Raw genomic sequence first — 20,325 nt, 5'->3', positions numbered from 1 at the left:
TTGCCTGTGAATAGGGCTCGGTCCCGACGTTCCGTCCGCCCGATTGCGACCGGCCCCTGGCGGAAAAAGGTATTTGGACCCAAGCGCTTGCTGTTTCCCTCGTGGGTCCGATGGCAGGCGCATCCGGATGGTCGCGCCTGCTGCCGCGGTTCGTCAAATGCGGCCTTTATGCGGCGACCGCGGCGCGCGCGTCGAGTATCTGGTGGCAGGCGTTGGCTGCCTCCTGGCCCTTCACCTTGAAGTGCTCGAAGAAGAATCGCCGGTGCTCCTCGCTCTCGTGGAAATTGTGCGGCGTGAGCACTGCCGACAGCACCGGGACATTGGTGGCGAGCTGCACGGTCATCATGCCGTCGAGCACGGTGCCGGCCACGAAGTCGTGCCGGTAGATGCCGCCATTCACCACGAAGGCGACGCCCAGGATGGCGTCGTAGCGGCCGGTCTCGGCCACCAGCTTGGCGTGCAGCGGGATCTCCAGCGCGCCGGGCACGTCGAAGACGTCCACGGCCGTCTTGCCGTTTGACAGCGAATGCGTGAGTTCGGTGAAAGAGTTCACGCACTGGTCGACGATGTCGGCGTGCCAGCGTGCGCGGATCACGGCAACGCGGCGGGTTTCGAATTCGCGAGGGGTAATCTGATTCATGGGTCCTTCCTTCCGTTCAATGCCCAGAATCAGGACGCACGAGACGAGACACAATCAGCCCTTGGGGCAGCCGCGGTCGCGTTCGTTCTCTTTCATCCGGACTATGACCGTCGGCTCCGGAATTCAACCGGATCTGCTGACCCTTTCGAAGGTTCGAAAGGCGCTCGCGGGCTCAAGCTTTCGCTCTTACCGCCGGTGGGGAATTTCGCCCCGCCCTGAGAACTTGACGCCCGTGTTTATGGAGTATGACCTGGCATGGCGTCAATCCACGTCGTGCTTATGTGGAAGCAGCCTTCGGTTCCGAAGCCGCGGCTAGGACATTCCTTTCGTTTCCAGGGGAAGAGTCGCAACTCGAAAGCATGGCTCAAAAGACTTGCCAGCGGCGTGTTGCAGGGTTCAATGGCAATTCACAGCCGCGCTCGCGGTGATTTCGTTTGACATTCGTTATAGGTTCGAAATATTTCCATATTGGCTGAGGCAGTGGCCGGAAAGTCGGGCCCGTCAGCGGCATCAGAGTGCACAGATGAGCGAACTTCCCATCCACGACGTGTTCATCATCGGCGGCGGCATCAATGGCTGCGGCATTGCGCGCGATGCGGCCGGGCGGGGCTATTCGGTGTGCCTGGCCGAGATGGACGACCTCGCCAGTGGCACCTCCTCGGGCTCGACCAAGCTGATCCACGGCGGCCTGCGCTATCTCGAGCACTACGAGTTCCGCCTGGTGCGCGAGGCGCTGATGGAGCGCGAGGTGCTGTGGCGGATGGCGCCGCACATCATCCGGCCGATGCGCTTCGTGCTGCCCCACGCCGCGGGCCTGCGCCCGGCCTGGCTGATCCGGCTCGGCCTGTTCCTCTACGACCACATCGGCGGCCGCAAGCTCTTGCCGGCCACCAGGACGCTGGACATGCGCCGCGACCCGGCCGGCAAGCCCTTGAAGCCGCTGTTTGCCAAGGCGTTCGAATATTCGGACGGCTGGGTCGACGACGCCCGGCTGGTGGTGCTCAACGCCCGCGACGCCGCCGACCGCGGCGCCGACATCCGCACCCGCACCAGGGTGGTGGCGGCCCGCCGCGCCGGCGACCACTGGGTGGTGCTGCTCGAAGACACCCGCAGCGGTGCGGTCGAGGAGGTGCGGGCTCGCCTCATCGTCAACGCCGCCGGCCCCTGGGTGGACAGGGTTTTGGCCGATGCGGTCGGCGATGCGAAGGCCCATCATGTGCGCCTGGTGCAGGGCAGCCACGTCGTGGTGCGCAAGAAGTTCGACGACCCGCGCGCCTATTTCTTCCAGAACAAGGACGGGCGCATCATCTTCGCCATTCCCTATGAGGAGGATTTTACGCTGATCGGCACCACCGACCGCGATTTTTCTGGCGATCCGCACGGGGTAAAAATCACCGACGCCGAGGTCGACTATCTGTGCGCGGCGGCCAGCGAATATTTCGCCGACCCCGTGAAGCGCGAGGACATCGTCTGGACCTATGCGGCCGTGCGCCCCCTCTACGACGACGGCGCCTCGAAGGCGCAGGAGGCGACGCGCGACTACGTGCTGAAGGCGGAGGCGGGCGAAGGCGCGCCGCTGATCAACGTCTTCGGCGGCAAGATCACCACCTACCGGCGCCTGGCCGAAGCCATGCTGGAAAAGATCGAGGCGCATCTGGGCAAGCGCGGCAAGCCCTGGACCGCCGGCGCGCCGCTGCCGGGCGGCGACTTCTTCGCCATCGGCTTCGAGGCGCAGGTGGCGGCGCTGAGCCGTGCCTATCCGTTCCTCGCGCCCGGCCATGCCCGGCGGCTGACCCGGGCCTACGGCACGCGCGCGGCCGAACTGCTCGGCGATGCGCGCTCGGCCGCCGATCTCGGCCGCCATTTCGGCGCCGACCTCTACGAAGCCGAACTGCGCTACCTGATGCAGCACGAATGGGCGCTGACGCCCGAGGACGTGCTGTGGCGGCGGACCAAATGCGGGTTGCACATCGATGCCGCACAGCGCCAGGCGCTCGGCGACTTCATGCGCGGCGCTGCCGACGGCACCGGCAGGCTGGCAGCCCAATAATCGGCGCGCGATTGGCCGCCGACGCAAATGCGGCAAAATTTCGTGCTAGGTGGTGACGCGACGGCGTCTTTTGGCTATGAGGGAGTACCCGCGGGTACGGTTCGGGCGCAAGGGACGGGATTCTCCCATGCCGTTGCGCCGGGCCAAGCCTGTGAAAAGGGCGGCCACTGCTCGTTAAATGAGGCGGAAGGGCCCTGAAGCCGCTGATTTTTCGCGCTGATCCCGCGGAAAGCCTATATCAGGGGTCAACGACCAGCTTAGGAAGAATCCGATGCCTGCTTATCGCTCCCGCACCACCACCCACGGCCGCAATATGGCCGGCGCGCGCGGCCTCTGGCGCGCCACCGGCATGAAGGACTCCGATTTCGGCAAGCCGATCATCGCGGTCGTAAACTCCTTCACCCAGTTCGTGCCGGGCCACGTGCACCTGAAGGATCTCGGCCAGCTCGTGGCGCGAGAGATCGAGAAGGCTGGCGGCGTCGCCAAGGAGTTCAACACCATCGCCGTCGACGATGGCATCGCCATGGGCCACGACGGCATGCTCTACTCGCTGCCTTCGCGCGAGCTGATCGCGGATTCGGTGGAATATATGGTCAATGCGCATTGCGCCGACGCCATGGTCTGCATTTCCAACTGCGACAAGATCACGCCCGGCATGCTGATGGCCTCGCTGCGCCTCAACATCCCCACCGTCTTCGTCTCCGGCGGGCCGATGGAAGCCGGCAAGGTGGTGCTGGCCGGCAAGACGCAGGCTCTCGACCTGGTCGACGCCATGGTGGCGGCTGCCGACGATCGCGTCAGCGACGAGGACGTGAAGGCCATCGAGCGCTCGGCCTGTCCGACCTGCGGCTCGTGCTCGGGCATGTTCACGGCCAATTCCATGAACTGCCTGACCGAGGCGCTGGGCCTGTCGCTGCCGGGCAACGGCTCGACGCTGGCCACCCATGCCGACCGTAAGCGGCTGTTTGTCGAAGCTGGCCACCTCATCGTCGACCTGGCGCAGCGCTATTACGAGCGGGACGACGAGACCGTGCTGCCGCGCAACATCGCCTCCAAGGCCGCCTTCGAGAACGCCATGACGCTGGACATCGCCATGGGCGGCTCCACCAACACGGTGCTGCACATCCTGGCCGCGGCGCATGAGGGCGAGATCGACTTCACCATGGACGACATCGACGCCCTGTCGCGCCGGGTTCCGGTGCTGTGCAAGGTCGCGCCCGCCAAGGCCGACGTGCATATGGAAGACGTGCACCGCGCCGGCGGCATCATGGCCATCCTCGGCCAGCTCGACAAGGCTGGCCTGCTCAACCGGGATTCGCCGACCGTCCACGCCGCCACCCTCGGCGAGGCGCTGGAGCATTGGGACATTTCGCGCTCCAACAGCCAGGCCGTGCGAGACTTCTTCCTGGCTGCACCCGGCGGCGTGCCGACGCAGACCGCCTTCAGCCAGGATCGCCGCTGGGACGATCTCGACCTCGACCGCGAGAACGGCGTCATCCGCTCGGCCGAGCATCCGTTCTCGAAGGACGGCGGCCTTGCCGTGCTCAAGGGCAACATCGCGCTCGACGGCTGCGTGGTGAAAACCGCCGGCGTCGACGAGTCGATCCTGAAATTCACCGGCCCGGCCAAGGTGTTCGAAAGCCAGGACGCTGCGGTCAAGGGCATCCTCGGCAACGAGGTGAAGGCCGGGGATGTCGTGGTGATCCGCTATGAAGGGCCGCGGGGCGGACCGGGCATGCAGGAAATGCTCTATCCGACCAGCTACCTCAAGTCGAAGGGCCTCGGAAAGGCCTGCGCGCTGCTCACCGACGGACGTTTCTCGGGCGGCACGTCGGGCCTGTCGATCGGCCACGTTTCGCCGGAAGCGGCGGAAGGCGGCACGATCGGACTGGTGCGCGACGGTGACATCATCGAGATCGACATTCCGGGCCGCACCATCCGCCTCGCGGTGGACGAGGCGACGCTGGCCGCGCGCCGTGCCGAGCAGGACGCCGCCGGCTGGAAGCCCGTCGAGCAGCGCAAGCGCAAGGTCACGACGGCTCTGAAGGCGTACGCTGCCTTCGCCACCAGCGCCGCCCGTGGCGCCGTGCGCGACCTGGGCGAAGACTGACACTTCCAGAACACGCCGGCGACCTGCCCTATAGGCAGGCCGCCGGCTGACATAAGACGCGCCTGGCATGCGGGGAGTATGAGAGTGGCAGGCCAAGTGTCCACCCGAACGCTGGTCGTTTCGGAGGGGCCAACAGCAGGAAGACTATCGTGACCGATGCTTCGGCGACAGCCGGCCGTATCCAGGCGGACAACACAGTCTACGCCATTCTCCTGGCGGTGAGCTTCTGCCATCTCATCAACGATGTGATGCAGTCGCTTCTGGCGGCGATCTACCCGATGCTGAAGACCGGATACGGCCTTGACTTCTGGCAGATCGGCCTGCTGACGATGACCTTCCAGCTCACGGCTTCGCTGCTTCAGCCGCTTATCGGCATGTTCACCGACAAGCGGCCAATGCCCTATTCGCTGCCCGCGGGCATGACGTCGACGATGATCGGCCTCTTCGTGCTCGCCTATGCCGGAAACTACGCGATGCTGCTGCTTGGCGCCTCGCTCATCGGCATCGGCTCGGCCGTGTTCCATCCGGAATCCTCGCGCGTGGCGCGCATGGCCTCGGGCGGCCGCTACGGGCTCGCTCAGTCGGTGTTCCAGGTCGGCGGCAATTTCGGATCGTCGCTCGGGCCCCTGCTGGCCGCCTTCATCGTGGTGCCCAAGGGGCAGACCAGCGTTGCCTGGTTCTCGGCGGCGGCTCTTGTCGGCATTTTCGTGCTCTGGCAGGTCAGCGGCTGGTATAGCCGTTACCGCGCGGCCTCGGCCAAGCGGCCCGCCAGCAGCCATGCCATTTCGCTGCCACGCCGCAAGGTGGTGATCGCGTTGGTGGTGCTGGCCACGCTGGTGTTCACCAAGAACATCTACATGGCCAGCCTGTCGAGCTACTACACCTTCTACGTCATCCACAAGTTCGGCGTGTCGGTGCAGGAAGCGCAGATCATGCTGTTCATCTTCCTGGGTTCCGCCGCAGTCGGCACCGTGGCGGGCGGGCCGATCGGCGACCGCTTCGGCCCGAAATTCGTCATCTGGTTCTCGATCCTGGGTGTGCTGCCGTTCACGCTGGCGCTGCCCTACGCGGACCTGTTCTGGACGCGCATCCTGACCGTGCTGATCGGCCTTATCCTGGCTTCGGCCTTCTCGGCCATCGTGGTGTTCGCGCAGGAGCTGGTGCCGGGCCGTGTGGGCATGATCGCCGGTATCTTCTTCGGCTTCGCCTTCGGCATGGGCGGCATAGCGGCCGCGGTGCTCGGCATTATCGCCGACATCAAGGGCATCGACTTCGTCTACATGATCTGCTCGTTCCTGCCGCTGCTGGGGCTGCTGACGATCTTCTTGCCTTCGATGAAGGCCGTGCGCACGGCTGCGGCCTGAGCGCCGATGGCGGGGCGGCGGCTTCCGTCCCGTGAATACGACCCCATGTCCGGCATCTCTTCGACGCAATGACGGGCCGGCCGCTTGAGCGGCCGCACTTCTTCGAGCCGGCTTCCCATCCCAACGCATGCCGCTCCTGCGACAGGAGGGGAATTGTCGTGGATGCATCTCGCCGGGCTTGGCGGGGTGAGGCAAAGGCCATGCCTGCGCTACGCCCAAGGCGTACGCCGCCGGATTTAAGAACTGACCCGGCCAGAGGGTTTCCCGCTGGCGATGCCCTTCTTGTTAAGCTGGCACTTGCCCGAGACAGCGGCATCGGCCGCCGCCTTCCTGGCGGAGCTATCGGCGAAACAGAACCGGTTCCATCTACCCTGAGCCGCTTCGCTCCTTTCTCGACCCACCAGACGGCCAAACAAAAAACGGCGCCCCGAGAGGCGCCGTTCTTGTGTCGGTAAGCCGCTCCGGAAAGCCGGAGCGGAACGCCGGCCTAGCTCTTGGCCGGAGCGCCTTCCACGCGCTGCGGGTGGTTCTTGGCCCACCAGTCGCCGAGCAGCAGCAGGATCGGTGCCGCGATGAAGATCGACGAGGAGGTGGCGATGAAGACGCCGAACACCATCGGGATCGCGAAGTTCTCGACCGCGCTGCCGCCCCAGATCGCCATCGGCAGGATCGAGAGCAGGATCGCGACCGAGGTGTAGATGCATCGCGCGAACACCTGGTTGATGCTCATGTCGATGATCTGGCGCAGCGGCATCTTCTTGAAGAGGCGCAGGTTCTCGCGCATCCGGTCATAGACCACGACCTTGTCGTTCACCGAATAGCCGATGATCGTCAGCAGCGCGGCGATGGCCGTCAGGTTGAAGTCCAGCCCCATCAGCGCGAAGAAGCCGACCGCCTTGGTGGTGTCCAGTATCAGCGTGGCTATGGCTCCGAGTGCGAAGTTCCACTCGAACCGCCACCAGATATAGACCAGCATGGCCAGCGCCGAGAGCACTACGGCCAGCACGCCCGATTGCGCGAGCTCGCCGCTGACCTTCGGCCCGACGACGTCGACGCGGTCGAACTTTACGCCCGGATCGAGCTTCGAGACTGCTTCCTTGACCTTGGTCACGGCTGCCGTCTGCGCGGCCTCGCCGCCGTCCTGGCGCTGCACGCGGATCAGCACGTCGTTGTCGCCGCCGATCCTCTGCAGGGCCACTTCGCCCAGTTCGAGACTGCTCAGCGTGCTGCGCAGCGAGGCCAGGTCGGCCGGCTGCGAGGTGGTGATCTCGACCTGGATGCCGCCCTTGAAGTCGATGCCGTAGTTGAGGCCCGGCTTGATGAACAGCGCGATCGACGCCAGCGACAGCAGGATCGACATGCCGATGCCGAGGAAGCGGGCGTTCATGAACGAGATCGACGTGTGATCGGGGAAGAAGCGGACCAGCGGCTCGATGTGGATGGTCTTCATCTTCTGGCGGCGCACCACCGCGGTCATCAGCACCCTGACGACGGCCACGGCCGTGAACAGCGACAGGCAGGTGCCGAGGATCATGGTGACGGCGAAACCGCGCACCGGGCCGGAGCCGAACATGAACAGCAGCGCGGTCACGATCAGCGAGGTGACGTTGGCGTCGACAATCGTGGAGAAGGCTCGCTTGAAGCCATGGTCCAGCGCGGCGAAGGCGCTGATACCCTTCTTCGATTCCTCTCTTATTCGTTCGTTGATGAGAATGTTGGCGTCCACCCCGAAGCCGATGCCCAGGATGATACCGGCGATGCCGGGCAGGGTCAGCGTCGCACCGATGATGGCGAGGCCGCCAATGGTCATGATGAGGTGCAGCAGCAGGCCGAAATTGGCGATCATGCCCCAACTGCCGTAGAGCAGCACCATGAACACCACGACGGCCAGGAAGCCGGCGACACCGGTGTAGAGGCCCATGCGGATGACGTCGCCGCCGAGGTCCGGACCGACGGTGCGCTCCTCGATGACGGTCAGCGGCGCGGGCAGGGCGCCGGCGCGCAGCAGGGCCGACAGAACCGTAGTGTCTTCGACGGTGAAGCTGCCGCTGATCTGGCCCGAGCCGCCGGTGATAGGCTCGCGGATGACCGGCGCGCTCAGCACCTTGCCGTCGAGCACGATGGCGAAGGGCCGTCCGACATTGGCCTGGGTGATCTCGGCGAACTGGCGGGCGCCGACGCTGTCGAAGCGGAAGGAGACGATCGGCTCCTGGGTGGTCTGGTTGAAGCCGGCGCGGGCATCGGTCAGACGCTCGCCGCTGATCGCAACGCGGTCCTCAATTGGGTATTGCTGGTTGGTCTTGGCGTCCGGCAGCATGGACACGCCCGGAGGCAGCGGCTGGCCGGGCTCCACATTGGTGGCGACCATGTGGAATTCCATCTTGGCCGTGCTACCCAGCAGCTCGCGCAAGCGTGTCGGATCCTGCAGGCCTGGCAGCTGAACCAGGATGCGGTCGGAACCGACGCGCTGGATCGTCGGTTCGGCGACGCCGACCTGGTCGACGCGCTGGCGCACGATCTCCAGGCTCTGCTGGATCGCCGCGTCGATGCGGTCGCGGATGCCGGCTTCCGTCAGCACCAGCCTGATCTGCTTCTGCTGGGTGGTGACGTCGATGTCGGCCGTGCCCGCGCCGAAGCCGATGCCGCTGACGGGAGCGGCGAGCTTCTTCAGCACGTCGAGCGCCTGGGCGCGCTGGTTGTCGTCGTCGATGCTGATGACAACGGCATCGCCAGCCACGCGGGCCGACTGCACGGGGATGCGCTCCTTGCGCAGGGCACCGCGTGCATCGTCCAGCAGCGAGCGCAGCCGGTCGGTCTTCAGCGCATTGGCGTCGACTTCGAGCACGAGGTGGGAGCCGCCCTGAAGGTCGAGGCCGAGGGTGACCTGGTGCCTGAACCAGCTCGGCATCTTCTCGAGCATGGAGGGCGGCATGGCGCTTGGAAGGGCGGCGAAGATGCCGATAAGGATGATGACGACGTAAGACGCCACCACCCATTTGGAAGTTCGCATTGGTTCTGGTCCTGTCTATGCGCGATGCCGGTCGATCAGCCGGTCAATCCGCAGTCAATTTCAAAGCAGGTGGATCCTGTCGAGCGCGCGGCTCGCTCAAGCCGCAGCCGGCGGCGCGCGCGCGCGATGAGCTGCCGCCCAGACCTCGCGCAGACCCTGCGGAGCCTTGTCGCTCAGGCAAGGGCGGAATGTGGAAGCGACGCACCCTTGCGCCACGGGCAGGATGGCCGGGCCGGTGTCGCCGCCTGGAAGCTGCGATTTCAGCGCAAGGCCGCGCCATTCGGCAATCGCCACCAGCCGCTGGTGGCTGACAATGCTGGTGCGCTCGCCGCCCTGCTGGCCGGCGGCGCCGACGCTGTCGGCCTGCAGTCTCAGCCCGCGGGCAGGAGAAATCGCGCCTACCAGGCCATGAGCCGCGGCCGCCGCAACGACAAGCCACAGCAGGACGGCGGAAGCATATCCGCGTCCTGCAGGCGTGTGGGCGTTGCTGAACTTCATCGTGCCAGGTCGTTTCCTGCGGCTTCACCTTGCGCCCAAGTTTAGCATGGGGCAGCGGATGCTCCTACACCATTGCGGCGGAACTACCAACCCCATGCGCATCCTGAGGCGGGCTGATTGCCCGCCGCAAGGCCTACAGCAGGCGCGAAACAGCCTGGAAGAAGGCCAGGTTCTGCTTGTCCATTTCGTCGTCCACCGGCAGCGGCTGCGACGACATCTTGACCAGCACGACCTCGTTCGCCGGGTCGACATAGAGCCACTGGCCGTGGATACCGATGCCGCAATAGGGCTCGCCCTCGAAGCCGGTCTGGTACCATTTGTTGCGATAGCTGCCATTGGGCAGCAGGAAGGCGAAATCGCCCTTCTGCCATGCCTGGCGGTCGCCGCCCGTGGCAGTGTCCTTGACCCAGCTCTCGGGCAGGATGCGGCGGCCTTCGTAGACGCCGCCGCAGCGCATCATCTCGCCGACGCGGGCGAGGTCGCGCGCCGTAACCGAGACGCCGCCGGCCGCACGCGCGGTGCCTTCACCATCGACGGTCACGCGGCCGCCGCGCTTCGCACCCAGCGGCGCCCACAGGCGCTCAACCATGAGGTCGGCATAGCGGCTGCCGGAAGCGCGCTCGACGATGACACCTAGCAGGTCGGAATTGGGCGAGCGATAGCGGAAGACCTCGCCGTGCTCGCCGGCGCCCTTGGAGATGGACATGATGAAAGGCAGCAGCTTCTCGCTGTCCGGGCCGTTGGTGTTGGGGTTCCACAGCGTCGCGCGGCGATAGCGGGCAAAGGCGCTTTCCGGGTCGAGATAAAGCTCCTCGAAATCGATGGTGCTGGTCATGTCCAGCACGTGCTGCACCGTGGCGTCGGCAAAGGCCGTGCCTGCGGCCTCAGAGATGTACCGCGTGACCGGGGCGGTGGGATCGAGGAGACCATCGGCATGGAGCGAGCCGGCGAGGATGGCCGTCAGCGACTTCGAGATGGAAAAGATAATGTGGCGTCCGCCCGGCTTCATGTGGGGCGCGTTGTAGTCGCCCAGGAAGCGGCCACGCTTCATGGCCACGAAAGCGTCGGTGTGGGTGCGCTCGAGGAAGGCGGAGATGGTTTCGGACCCGGCGGCAGTGACCACGGTCTCGGCAAGCAGTTCCTTCAGGTCGCCCGCGGACGCCTCGGGCGCGTCGCCCGGGGCTGCGATCTCGGCGCTCGGCACCAGCTCGCCGACATTCTGGAAGGCCCAGCGGTTGTAGGGATGGGTGCGCCAGTTCTCCAGCGTGACGTCGGAGCGGGCAAAGCCGAATTGGCGCGCGAAATCGGTCTGGGCGGTCATGATGATGTGCTGTCCGGGATGGGGAAGGGGGAGAGGGCGCGTCGCCCGTGGCGCGGCGGGGGCGGCCCGGCTGTGCGCCGGGCCGCGGTCATGCTGTTACTTCTGAAGCTCGGTCCAGATCTTGGTGTAGAGGTCGTGCACCTCGGGGGAGCAGGTCTCCAGGAATTCGCCGGCCGCCTGGTACTCTTCCGGCACGTTCAGCTCCGGAGCGCCCCTCATGTCCTCGGGCATGAATTCCTCGGAGCCCTTGATGCCGTTGGCGTATTTCGCGAAGGCGGAAAGAAGCGCGGCGTTTTCGGGCGCCATGATGAAGTTCATGAACAGCTTGGCATTCTCGGGGTTCTTGGCGTCCTTCAGCATGGCGACGCTGTCCATGAAGTAGGGGAAGCCTTCCTTCGGATAGCCGAAGCGAACGTCGGGGTTCTTTTCACGCGAGCGCATCGCCGCGCCGTTCCAGTAGTAGGCTGCGCCGTAGTCGCGGCTGGCGAACTTTTCGATGGTGCCGTAGTCCATGGCGATCCATTTCGGCTTCGCCTCGGCCACCTTGTCACGAACCTTCTTCAGCAACTCGCGGTCGTCGGTACACCACTTGCCGCCGAAATACCGGATCGTGGCGTAAAGGACGTCGTTCATCTCCGGCGCGACGTTGATCTTGCCTTCCAACTCGGCCGGCGGATCGAGGAAGATAGCGGAGGTGTTGATATCGCCCTTGTAGAGCGACGTGTCGACGATGATGCCGGTCAGGCCCCACTGCCAAGGCACGGTGTAGTGCCGGCCCGGATCCCACGGCACGTCCACCCAGCGCTCGTCCACGTTCTTGAAGTTCTCCATCTGGTCGGGGCGAGCCTCGGCGAGCAGGCCTTCCTTGACCCAGATCTGCACATAGTTCGCGGACGGCACGACGAGGTCATAGCCGTGGCCGCCGGCGCGCACCTTGGCCAGCGCGGTGTCGTTGGAATCGTAGTCGGTTACGGTCACCTTGACCTTGTAGGTGTCCTCGAACTTCTTGATCAGTTCCGGGCTGGTGTAGTTGCCCCAGTTGTAGATGTTGAGTTCGCCTTCGGCCCAAGCCGCCCCGGCGGAAGCCGCGACGGTCATGGCCGTCGCCAGCGCTGTCAGTGTCCGTTTCATAGTTCCTCTCCCAATGTTTGGCGTCGAATTGTACTCACTGGGCCTTTTTCCGGTTCAGGAAGAAAAAGGCCGTCACGATTGCCACCGAAAGCGCCAGGAACACGGTGGCGATGGCGTTGATCTCGGGCGTGACGATGCGGCGAAGCTGGCCCAGCATGTAGGTGGGCAGCGTTTCCTGGCCGCCCGACTTGACGAACTCGGTGATGACCACGTCGTCGAGCGAGATGACGAAGGCCAGCATGAAGCCCGCTATGATGCCCGGCCGAAGCAGAGGCAGCGTGATGCGCCGGAATGTCATCCAGGGTGTGGCGTAAAGATCGGCAGCCGCCCGCTCGAGCATGAGGTCCATGCCTTCCAGCCGCGCCCGGATGGGCAGATAGGCGAAGGGAATGCAGAAGGCCGTATGCGCGGCGAGCAGGTAGCCGAGCCCCGAATAGCCCGTCCACACCTTGATGCGCGAGAAGACAATGAGCAGCGCCACCGCCGTGACGATCTCGGGCACCATTAGCGGCTGGTTGATGAAGGCGTATTTGAAGGTGAGGCCGCGGTAGGACCGCGTGCGGGTCGTCGCCAGTGCAGCCATGGTGGCCGCAATCGTCGAGATGGTTGCCGCCACGGTGGCGATGATGAGCGAGCGTTTCGCCGCGTCCTGCACGATGTCGTTGTTTGCAGCCGAGATGAACCAGCGCAGCGACACGCCTTCCCACACTGCGATCGAATTGCCGGCGTTGAACGCATAGGTGACCAGCGTGGCGATCGGCAGATAGAGCAGGAAGAAGGTGAACAGCGCTATCACCGCGAAGCCGGGTTGTGCGCGGATGTCGAAGCGCCTAGCCATTCCGTTCGGCTCCCGATCTGGTCGTGCTGCGGACGTAGAAGAGCAATGCCGTCATGACGAGCGCCATGAGCGTGATGGAGATCGCCGCGCCCAGCGGCCAGTTCCTGCCCTGGCCGAACTGGAGTTCGATCAGGTTGCCGAGCATCATGTTCTTGCCGCCACCGAGCACGCGCGGCGTCACATAGGCGCCAAGCGAGGGAATGAAGACGAGGATGGAGCCGGCCACTATGCCGGGCATGACCAGCGGAATGATGATGCGCCGCAACACCTTGAAGCGGCTGGCATAAAGGTCGTAGCCGGCCTCCACCAGCCGGAAATCCAGCTTGTCCATGGAGGCGTACAGCGGCAGGACCATCAGCGGCAGGTAGACATAGACCATGCCAAACAGGATCGCCGTGTCGGTGAACATGATCTGGATGGGCCGTTCGATGAGACCGAGCCAGATGAGGGTCGAGTTGATGATGCCTTCGTTGCGTATCACTTCCTGCATCGCGAAGGTGCGGATGAGCAGGTTGGTCCAGAACGGGATCGTTACCAGGAACAGCCACACCTCGCTCTTCTCTGCCGGTCGCGTGGCGATGAAATAGGCCGTGGGGAACCCGAACAGGAACGTCACCGCGGTGGTCACCAGCGAGAGGCGGACGGAGCGCCAGAAAATGGCGAGGTTGGCGTCGGCGAACGAAACCGTATCGTCGAAAATGTCGCGTTGAAGGAAGACCGAGAACCAGCCGTCGAGCGAGAACTCGCCGAACTTCACGTCCCCGTAATCGCCCTTCGCCATGAAGGAATAGGCCAGCATGATAAACAGCGGGCCGACAGCGGCGAAGAAGATGATCAGCAATGCCGGCGTCGAAAGCAGCCAGCGATTGCGCACGTCCTGCCTTTCGGCAGCCCTGACGATTTCCTGTGCGCTCGCCATCTGGTCAGTCCTTCAGGATCTGCGCGACGTCTTGGCCGAACTCGATGCCGACGCGATCGGCCTTGGCGAAGCCGTTATGGCCGTTGTGACCGTTGCGGCTGTTCTGCTGGCGCACGATGAAGGGCGTGCCGTCGTCGAGGCGCACGTGGAAATGCGTGTCGGTGCCGAGGTAGACGACGTTCTCGACCTGGCCGATGTGCGCGGAAGTGCCGTTCGGCGCGGCCACGCGCGCATGCTCGGGCCTGACCACGATGGTGACCTTGCCTTGTGGGCTCAGGCCGGCAGGGAAGGTGGCCGGAATTTCCTTGCCCGAAGACAGGCGCACCGTGGCGCGGCCATCAGCGGCCGAAAGCACTTGTGCCTCGAGGAAATTGGTCTCCCCGATGAAGTCGGCGACGAAGCGCACTGCCGGGCGGTCATAGATGTCCCACGGCGAGCCGACCTGCAGGATCTTGCCCGCCGACATCACCGCGATGCGGTCCGACATCGTCAGCGCCTCTTCCTGGTCGTGGGTGACGAAGATGAAGGTGATTCCGGTCTCGTGCTGCAGGCGCTTCAGCTCGATCTGCATTTCCTTGCGCAGCTTGTAGTCCAGCGCCGAGAGCGGCTCGTCGAGCAGCAGGACCTTGGGGCTCGGCGCCAATGCGCGGGCCAACGCTACGCGCTGCTGCTGTCCGCCGGAAATCTGGCTGGTCTTGCGGTCCTTCAGCGCCTCCATGCGCACAAGCCTGAGCATCTCGGCGACCCGCGCCTGGATCTCCGCCTTGGGCTTGCCCAGCATCTCCAGGCCAAATGCGATGTTCTGGCCGACCGTCATGTGCGGGAACAGCGCGTAGCTCTGGAACACGGTGTTGACCGGCCGCTTGAAGGGCGGCAGCGGGGCGATGTCTTGGCCGTAGAGCATGATCTGGCCGTCGGTCGGGAAGTCGAAGCCGGCGATCAGCCTGAGCAGGGTGGTCTTGCCGCAGCCGGACGGCCCCAGAAGGGTGAAGAACTCGTTTTCGCGGATCGATACGGAAACGTCGTCGAGCGCCGCGACCTGGCCCTCTCCCGTACCGAATAGTTTGCTGACGCCGCGGACTTCAATCGCATTCTTATCCGGCATTTCCGGCACGCGTTCCCCTTTTTTCGCTCGCTCTTTCGGCGACGCATTTCTGGCCAATTGTCATCACATGCCGTTGGCATTGGCAACTGGCCGACTGAACAAAGATTCAAGTGGATGCGTAGTTCAGGCCGCTTGTTTCTGAGCTAGGATTGTGATGCGGCCGCCGCAGATCTTAGTGACCGGGCGATGATCGGGCATGTGCTCGACCCATGTTTCGCCAGTCATTGAAGCCCGCATGGCCGCGGTCGGATCAGATCGGCACAGGATGTCATGTCGTTCTCCGTGATCCGAGCAGGCTAGCAATCCCCGGAAAGTTGAGATGATGCCAGAAGCGGCGCTGCGCTTGGCACAGGCCTGCCCTTGTGGAAAGGCGGGGCATCCGGCTAGGGTCACGCCCCGAACCACCATGGGGATACTGAATGAAGACGATCTTTTCTCCGCTGCACGCGGGTCATGCCGGACAGATGGAGCTGGTTGCCGGCGAGATCGTGCCGGGCTTCGAAAAGCCCTCGCGCGCCGAATACATCAAGGCACGGGTCGAGAGCGAGAAGCTGGGCCCGATCCTGGCGCCGAAGGAGCATACGCTGGATGCCGCCAAGCGCGTGCACGCCGCCGACTATATCGATTTCCTGCCGACGGTCTGGCCTCTGTGGCAGGAGGCCGGCTATCCGGGCTCGGCGATGGCATTCACCTGGCCCACGCGCGGCCTGCGCGGCGACGTGCGCCCGACGCGGATCGACGCGGCTCTGGGCTATTATTCCTTCGATGCAGGCGCGACCTTCACCAAGGGCACCTGGGATGCCATCAAGTCTTCCTATGATGTGGGGCTGACCGCGGCCGAGGTGGTGAAGGCCGGCGAGCGGGCTGCATTCGCGCTCTGCCGTCCGCCCGGGCATCATGCCGGCGCTGCCTTCATGGGCGGCTACTGCTTCATCAACAATGCGGCCGTGGTGGCGCAGTGGTATCGCGACCAGGGCGCGGCCCGCGTGGCGATCCTCGATGTCGACTACCACCACGGCAACGGCACCCAGGAAATCTTCTACGAGCGCGACGACGTGCTGGTGTTGAACCTGCACGGCGACCCCAACACCGAATATCCGTTCTTCCTCGGCCATGCCGATGAGCGCGGCGCAGGCAAGGGCGAGGGCTTCAACGTGAACTATCCGATGGCGCCCGGAACGCCGTGGGACAAGTGGAGCCTCGCGCTCGAAGACGCCTGCAAGAAGGTCGCCGCCTATGCGCCCGACGTGGTGGTCGTGTCGCTCGGCGTCGACACCTTCGAGAAGGACCCGATCAGCCAGTTCAAGCTGAAGAGCGAGGACTATCCCAAGATCGGGCAGCGCATCGCCAGGCTCGGCCTGCCGACGCTTTTCGTCATGGAGGGCGGCTATGCGGTCGAGGAAATTGGCATTAATGCCGTCGGCGTGCTGACGGGCTTCGAGGACGCGTGACTTAAACGGGGCGCTGCGGCGCCCCAATCTTGCGGTCTTTGACCAGATCGGAACGGAAACCATGAGCAATCATCTGAAATTCTACATCGACGGCGAATGGGTTGCGCCGGTGAAGCCAGCCACGCTGGACGTCATCGACCCGTCGACCGAAGAAGCCTACACCACGATCTCGCTCGGCTCGAAGGCCGACGTAGACAAGGCAGTGGCTGCCGCCCGCGCGGCCTTCGCCAGCTTCTCGCAGACCACGCGGGAAGAGCGCCTGGCGCTGCTGAAGAAGGTGCTGGAAATCTACAACCGGCGCTATGAGGACGTAGCGCAGGCGATCTCTCAGGAAATGGGCGCGCCGATCACCTGGGCGCGCGAGGCGCAGGCCGCTGCCGGCCAGGTGCATATGGAATCCACCATCAAGGCGCTGGAAGAGTACGAGTTCAGCCATCTGCGCGGCACCACCATGGTGGTGAAGGAGCCGATCGGCGTCTGCGCGCTGATCACGCCGTGGAACTGGCCGCTGAACCAGATCGTCTGCAAGGTGGCCCCGGCCATCGCAGCCGGGTGCACCGTGGTGCTGAAGCCGTCCGAGATCGCGCCGATCAGCGGCATCGTCTTCGCCGAGATCATGCATGAGGCCGGCGTGCCGAAGGGCGTGTTCAACCTCGTCAACGGCAACGGCCCGGATGTCGGCCAGGTGATGGCCGAGCACCCGGATGTCGACATGGTGTCCTTCACCGGCTCGACGCGCGCCGGCGTGCTGGTCGCCAAGGCGGCGGCCGACACGGTCAAGCGCGTGGCGCAGGAACTGGGCGGCAAGAGCGCCAACATCATCCTGCCCGATGCCGACTTCGAGCATGCCGTGCGTGAGGGCGTGAACGCCTGCTTCGGCAACACCGGCCAGTCTTGCGATGCGCCCACGCGCATGCTGGTTCCCGCCTCCCGTCACGACGAGGCGCTGGAAGTGGCGAAGGCCGCAGCCGAAGCCCACAAGACCGGCGATCCGCGCTCGACCGAGACGCAGCTCGGCCCGGTCGTCAGCCAACTCCAGTACGACAAGATCCAGGGGCTGATCGAAACCGGCATCGCTGAAGGCGCCAAGCTGGTGGCCGGCGGCCTCGGCCGCCCCGAGGGCCTGAACCGCGGCTATTACATCCGCCCCACCGTGTTCGGCCATGTCACGCCCGACATGACGATTGCGCGCGAGGAAATCTTCGGGCCGGTTCTCTCCGTCATCTCCTATCAGGACGAAGACGACGCGGTGCGGATCGCCAACGACACGGTCTATGGCCTTGCCGCCTACATCCAGTCGCAGAACATCGAGAACGCGCGCCGCGTGGCCTCGAAGATGCGCGCTGGCTCGGTCTATCTGAACTATCCCGACTGGGACACGCACGCGCCCTTCGGCGGCTACAAGCAGTCGGGCAACGGTCGCGAATATGCCGACTGGGGCATCCACGACTTCCTCGAGATCAAGGGCATCGTCGGCTACGCCGGCTAATTGCCATTGGACGCGGCGGTGAAAACGCCGCCGCGCCCCCCATGTGCGGAGAAGGCGGGCGAACCCGCCCCTCTGGGCGCATCCGCAGCGTTCGTCCCCAAATCATCCCTTATCGTACTGCCTGTTGAGAGGCCGAGGCATGGATCCCCGCGATCCTGCCCTTCTCGCCGCTTGCTGCGCACGCGGCTCGGCGGCCAGGACGCGAGGATGACGGCTGTATTGGTTGTTTGCGCTAATCTTTGAGGTAGCGATTGCCGCTACTGCCACCCGTCTGCCGTTACTCCTCCCGTCGTCCTCGGGCTGGAGCACGAGCGGAGCGAAGTGCGAAGGTTCCGGCGACCCATGCCTCGACCGCGGTGCAATCAGAGCCGGTGAAGAATGTGTGTGTGTGAATAATGCGGCGATGGCTCGCGAGATTGGGCCATAATGGCTCGCTGGAGCCTGCCTTGCCATGCGCATCGCCCAAAAAAGAAAACACCCGCCAGGGGAGGAGGTCCGGCGGGTGTCTCTAAAGGTGGTCGACAATCGGGAGGAGGTGAAAGTCGACCGTATCCGGATTGGCCTGGGAGGAGGAAAGGCCGCTCCGAAATCGCGTCCCCCAGATGCGCCCTTTCGATCGTGAAGACAACCGCCAATGGCGCATGGCAGCCTTGCAAAATTGTGCGATGCAACATTCTGCCGCACTGATGTTGCGATGCGAGATGGGCGAGGCGAGGGGGATGATGCGCTCCGGCGTCCACCTTTGGGAGGACGATCGCATGTAGAATTCGACCCCCACTCCGGTTTGCTTTGCAAACCACCATTCCGGGGCGAGCCACGGGTCTCGCCCGTCCTTCGGACCCCCCGCTCGACGGGGGAGAGGAAAACGCCGTCCGCGAGCTAGGCGCCCTTCCTCTCCCTTTTTGAGGGGGAGAGGTGCCGAGCAAAGCGAGGCGGAGTGGGAGTAGATCGCGGCATATGCGGTTGTCCTGCCCTCAAGGGGGAGGTCGCACTCAAATATGCAGCGCATGGCCGAGCGCCTTGAGCGCCGCTTCCTGGAAGGCTTCGCCCTGGGTCGGATGAGCATGGATCGTGCCGGCTATGTCTTCCAGCCGCGCGCCCATCTCGATCGCCAGGCCGAAGGCGGTGGAGAGTTCCGAGACGTGCTGGCCGACCGCCTGGATGCCGAGCACCAGATGGTTGTCGGCCCGCGCCACCACGCGCACGAAGCCGGCTTCGCCCTGCATGGTCAGGGCTCGGGCATTGGCGGTGTAGGGGAACTGGCCGACCTTGATCTCGTGGCCCTGCGCGCGCGCTTCTTCGGGGGATAGCCCGGCGCTCACCACCTCCGGGTCGGTGTAGCAGATGGCCGGAATGCAGCGCTTGTCCCACGAGCGTCGGTCGCCGGCGACGATCTCGGCCACCATCTCGCCCTGCGCCATGGCGCGGTGCGCCAGCGTCGGCTCGCCGGTCACGTCGCCGATGGCATAGACGCCGCGCATGGAGGTGCGGCACTGGCTGTCGATGCGCAGGAATTTTCCGGCGCGGTCGAGGTCCAGTTCCTCCAGCCCCCAGCCTTCCATCACCGGCTTGCGGCCGACCGTGACGAGAATCTTGTCCGCGAGAAGTTCTTGTTCCCGACCGTCGTCCGTTTCCACAATGAGGGCGTCGCCCTTTGCCGAAAGGCCCTTTGCCTTTGCCTCGGTCAGCATGGTCACGCCAAGCTCGCCGAGCCGCTTTGCCACTGGCCGGGTCAGCTCGGCGTCATATTGCGGCAGGATGCGCGGCAGGGCTTCTACCACCGTCACTTTCGAGCCGAGCTTGGCGAAGGCAGTGCCGAGTTCCAGCCCGATATAGCCGCCGCCCACGACCACCAGCCTTTCGGGTACCTTCGTCAGGGAGAGTGCTTCAGTCGAGGAAATCACCGGCCCGCCGAAGGGCAGGGCGGGCAGTTCCATCGGCGTGGAGCCGGTGGCGATGACCACCGTCTCGGCGCGGATCACCTGCGTGCCGGTCTCGGTCTCGACCTCCACCGTCTTGCCGTCGCGGAATTTTCCGCGGCCATGCACGATCTTCACGCCGGCCTTCTTCAACAGGCCGACCACGCCGTTGTTGAGGCGACCGACCACGCCGTTCTTCCAGGCCATGGTCTTGGCGAGGTCGAGCTTGGGGGCTTCGACGGTAATGCCGAGCGTGCCCTTGCCGTTGCCGTTGGCCATCAACACGGTCTTTTCGAATTCGTCGGCGGCGTGGATCAGCGCCTTGGACGGGATGCAGCCGATGTTGAGGCAGGTGCCGCCGGCTTTCTCCATCTCCACGATCACCGTGTCGATGCCGAGCTGGCCGGCGCGAATTGCGCAGACATAGCCGCCCGGGCCTGCTCCGATCACCAGAAGCTTGCAGGAGATATCTTTCATCGG

14 protein-coding genes and 1 riboswitch are annotated in these 20,325 nt (G+C 64.8%); of the genes, 5 read left to right on the top strand and 9 right to left on the bottom strand.

Features of this window, described 5'->3' with window-relative positions; all coding sequences use genetic code 11:
- Positions 1-166: 166 nt before the first annotated feature.
- A complete protein-coding gene (locus tag ABLE86_RS03140) occupies positions 167-640 on the bottom strand; it encodes a 6,7-dimethyl-8-ribityllumazine synthase (RefSeq protein ID WP_348777445.1) in 474 nt (157 codons plus the stop codon).
- An 80-nt stretch (positions 641-720) separates the two neighbouring features.
- Positions 721-867, bottom strand: a riboswitch (FMN riboswitch).
- A gap of 296 nt (positions 868-1,163) precedes the next feature.
- Here ABLE86_RS03140 and glpD point away from each other — a divergent pair.
- From glpD to ABLE86_RS03125, 3 genes are all read left to right on the top strand, one after another.
- A complete protein-coding gene (gene glpD, locus ABLE86_RS03135; protein ID WP_348777444.1) occupies positions 1,164-2,690 on the top strand; it encodes a glycerol-3-phosphate dehydrogenase in 1,527 nt (508 codons plus the stop codon).
- 271 nt (positions 2,691-2,961) lie between these two features.
- Positions 2,962-4,800 (top strand): dihydroxy-acid dehydratase, encoded by a 1,839-nt coding sequence (gene ilvD, locus ABLE86_RS03130; protein ID WP_348777443.1) that lies wholly within the window; start codon positions 2,962-2,964, stop codon positions 4,798-4,800.
- 149 nt (positions 4,801-4,949) lie between these two features.
- Positions 4,950-6,164, top strand: coding sequence for an MFS transporter (locus tag ABLE86_RS03125; RefSeq protein WP_348777442.1), 1,215 nt, complete (start codon positions 4,950-4,952; stop codon positions 6,162-6,164).
- A 487-nt stretch (positions 6,165-6,651) separates the two neighbouring features.
- On the opposite strand, the gene secD is transcribed toward ABLE86_RS03125, so the two are convergent.
- The 7 genes from secD to ABLE86_RS03090 form a co-directional block, all read right to left on the bottom strand.
- Positions 6,652-9,174, bottom strand: a complete 2,523-nt coding sequence (gene secD, locus ABLE86_RS03120; protein ID WP_348777441.1) for a protein translocase subunit SecD — start codon at positions 9,172-9,174, stop codon at positions 6,652-6,654.
- Positions 9,175-9,270: 96 nt separating this feature from the next.
- Entirely contained in the window at positions 9,271-9,672 is a 402-nt protein-coding gene (locus ABLE86_RS03115) for a hypothetical protein (protein WP_348777440.1), read from the bottom strand.
- Positions 9,673-9,805: 133 nt separating this feature from the next.
- Positions 9,806-10,993: a serine hydrolase gene (locus tag ABLE86_RS03110; protein ID WP_348777439.1), complete on the bottom strand. Its 1,188-nt coding sequence runs from the start codon at positions 10,991-10,993 to the stop codon at positions 9,806-9,808.
- A 96-nt stretch (positions 10,994-11,089) separates the two neighbouring features.
- Positions 11,090-12,124, bottom strand: a complete 1,035-nt coding sequence (locus ABLE86_RS03105; protein WP_348777438.1) for an extracellular solute-binding protein — start codon at positions 12,122-12,124, stop codon at positions 11,090-11,092.
- A 34-nt stretch (positions 12,125-12,158) separates the two neighbouring features.
- Positions 12,159-12,962, bottom strand: coding sequence for an ABC transporter permease (locus ABLE86_RS03100; RefSeq protein ID WP_348777437.1), 804 nt, complete (start codon positions 12,960-12,962; stop codon positions 12,159-12,161).
- Complete coding sequence (locus tag ABLE86_RS03095) at positions 12,955-13,881, bottom strand: ABC transporter permease (RefSeq protein WP_348777436.1); 927 nt, start codon at positions 13,879-13,881, stop codon at positions 12,955-12,957. The genes ABLE86_RS03100 and ABLE86_RS03095 overlap by 8 nt, the downstream gene beginning before the upstream one ends.
- 4 nt (positions 13,882-13,885) lie before the next feature.
- A complete protein-coding gene (locus ABLE86_RS03090; RefSeq protein WP_348777435.1) occupies positions 13,886-14,995 on the bottom strand; it encodes an ABC transporter ATP-binding protein in 1,110 nt (369 codons plus the stop codon).
- Positions 14,996-15,405: 410 nt separating this feature from the next.
- Between ABLE86_RS03090 and ABLE86_RS03085 the strand changes: the two genes are divergently transcribed.
- Both ABLE86_RS03085 and ABLE86_RS03080 read left to right on the top strand, forming a co-directional pair.
- Entirely contained in the window at positions 15,406-16,437 is a 1,032-nt protein-coding gene (locus tag ABLE86_RS03085) for a histone deacetylase family protein (RefSeq protein ID WP_348777434.1), read from the top strand.
- Positions 16,438-16,498: 61 nt separating this feature from the next.
- Positions 16,499-17,926 (top strand): aldehyde dehydrogenase family protein, encoded by a 1,428-nt coding sequence (locus ABLE86_RS03080; protein WP_348777433.1) that lies wholly within the window; start codon positions 16,499-16,501, stop codon positions 17,924-17,926.
- Positions 17,927-18,918: 992 nt separating this feature from the next.
- Here the strand turns inward: ABLE86_RS03080 and lpdA are convergent.
- A complete protein-coding gene (lpdA, locus tag ABLE86_RS03075) occupies positions 18,919-20,322 on the bottom strand; it encodes a dihydrolipoyl dehydrogenase (RefSeq protein WP_348777432.1) in 1,404 nt (467 codons plus the stop codon).
- Positions 20,323-20,325 lie beyond the last annotated feature (3 nt).

Origin of the sequence: Mesorhizobium sp. KR2-14, from assembly GCF_040049255.1 — a bacterium.
Lineage (GTDB): Bacteria > Pseudomonadota > Alphaproteobacteria > Rhizobiales > Rhizobiaceae > Pseudaminobacter.
Note: the sequence above shows the minus strand (reverse complement) of the source record. Positions and strands in the feature narration are given on the sequence as shown.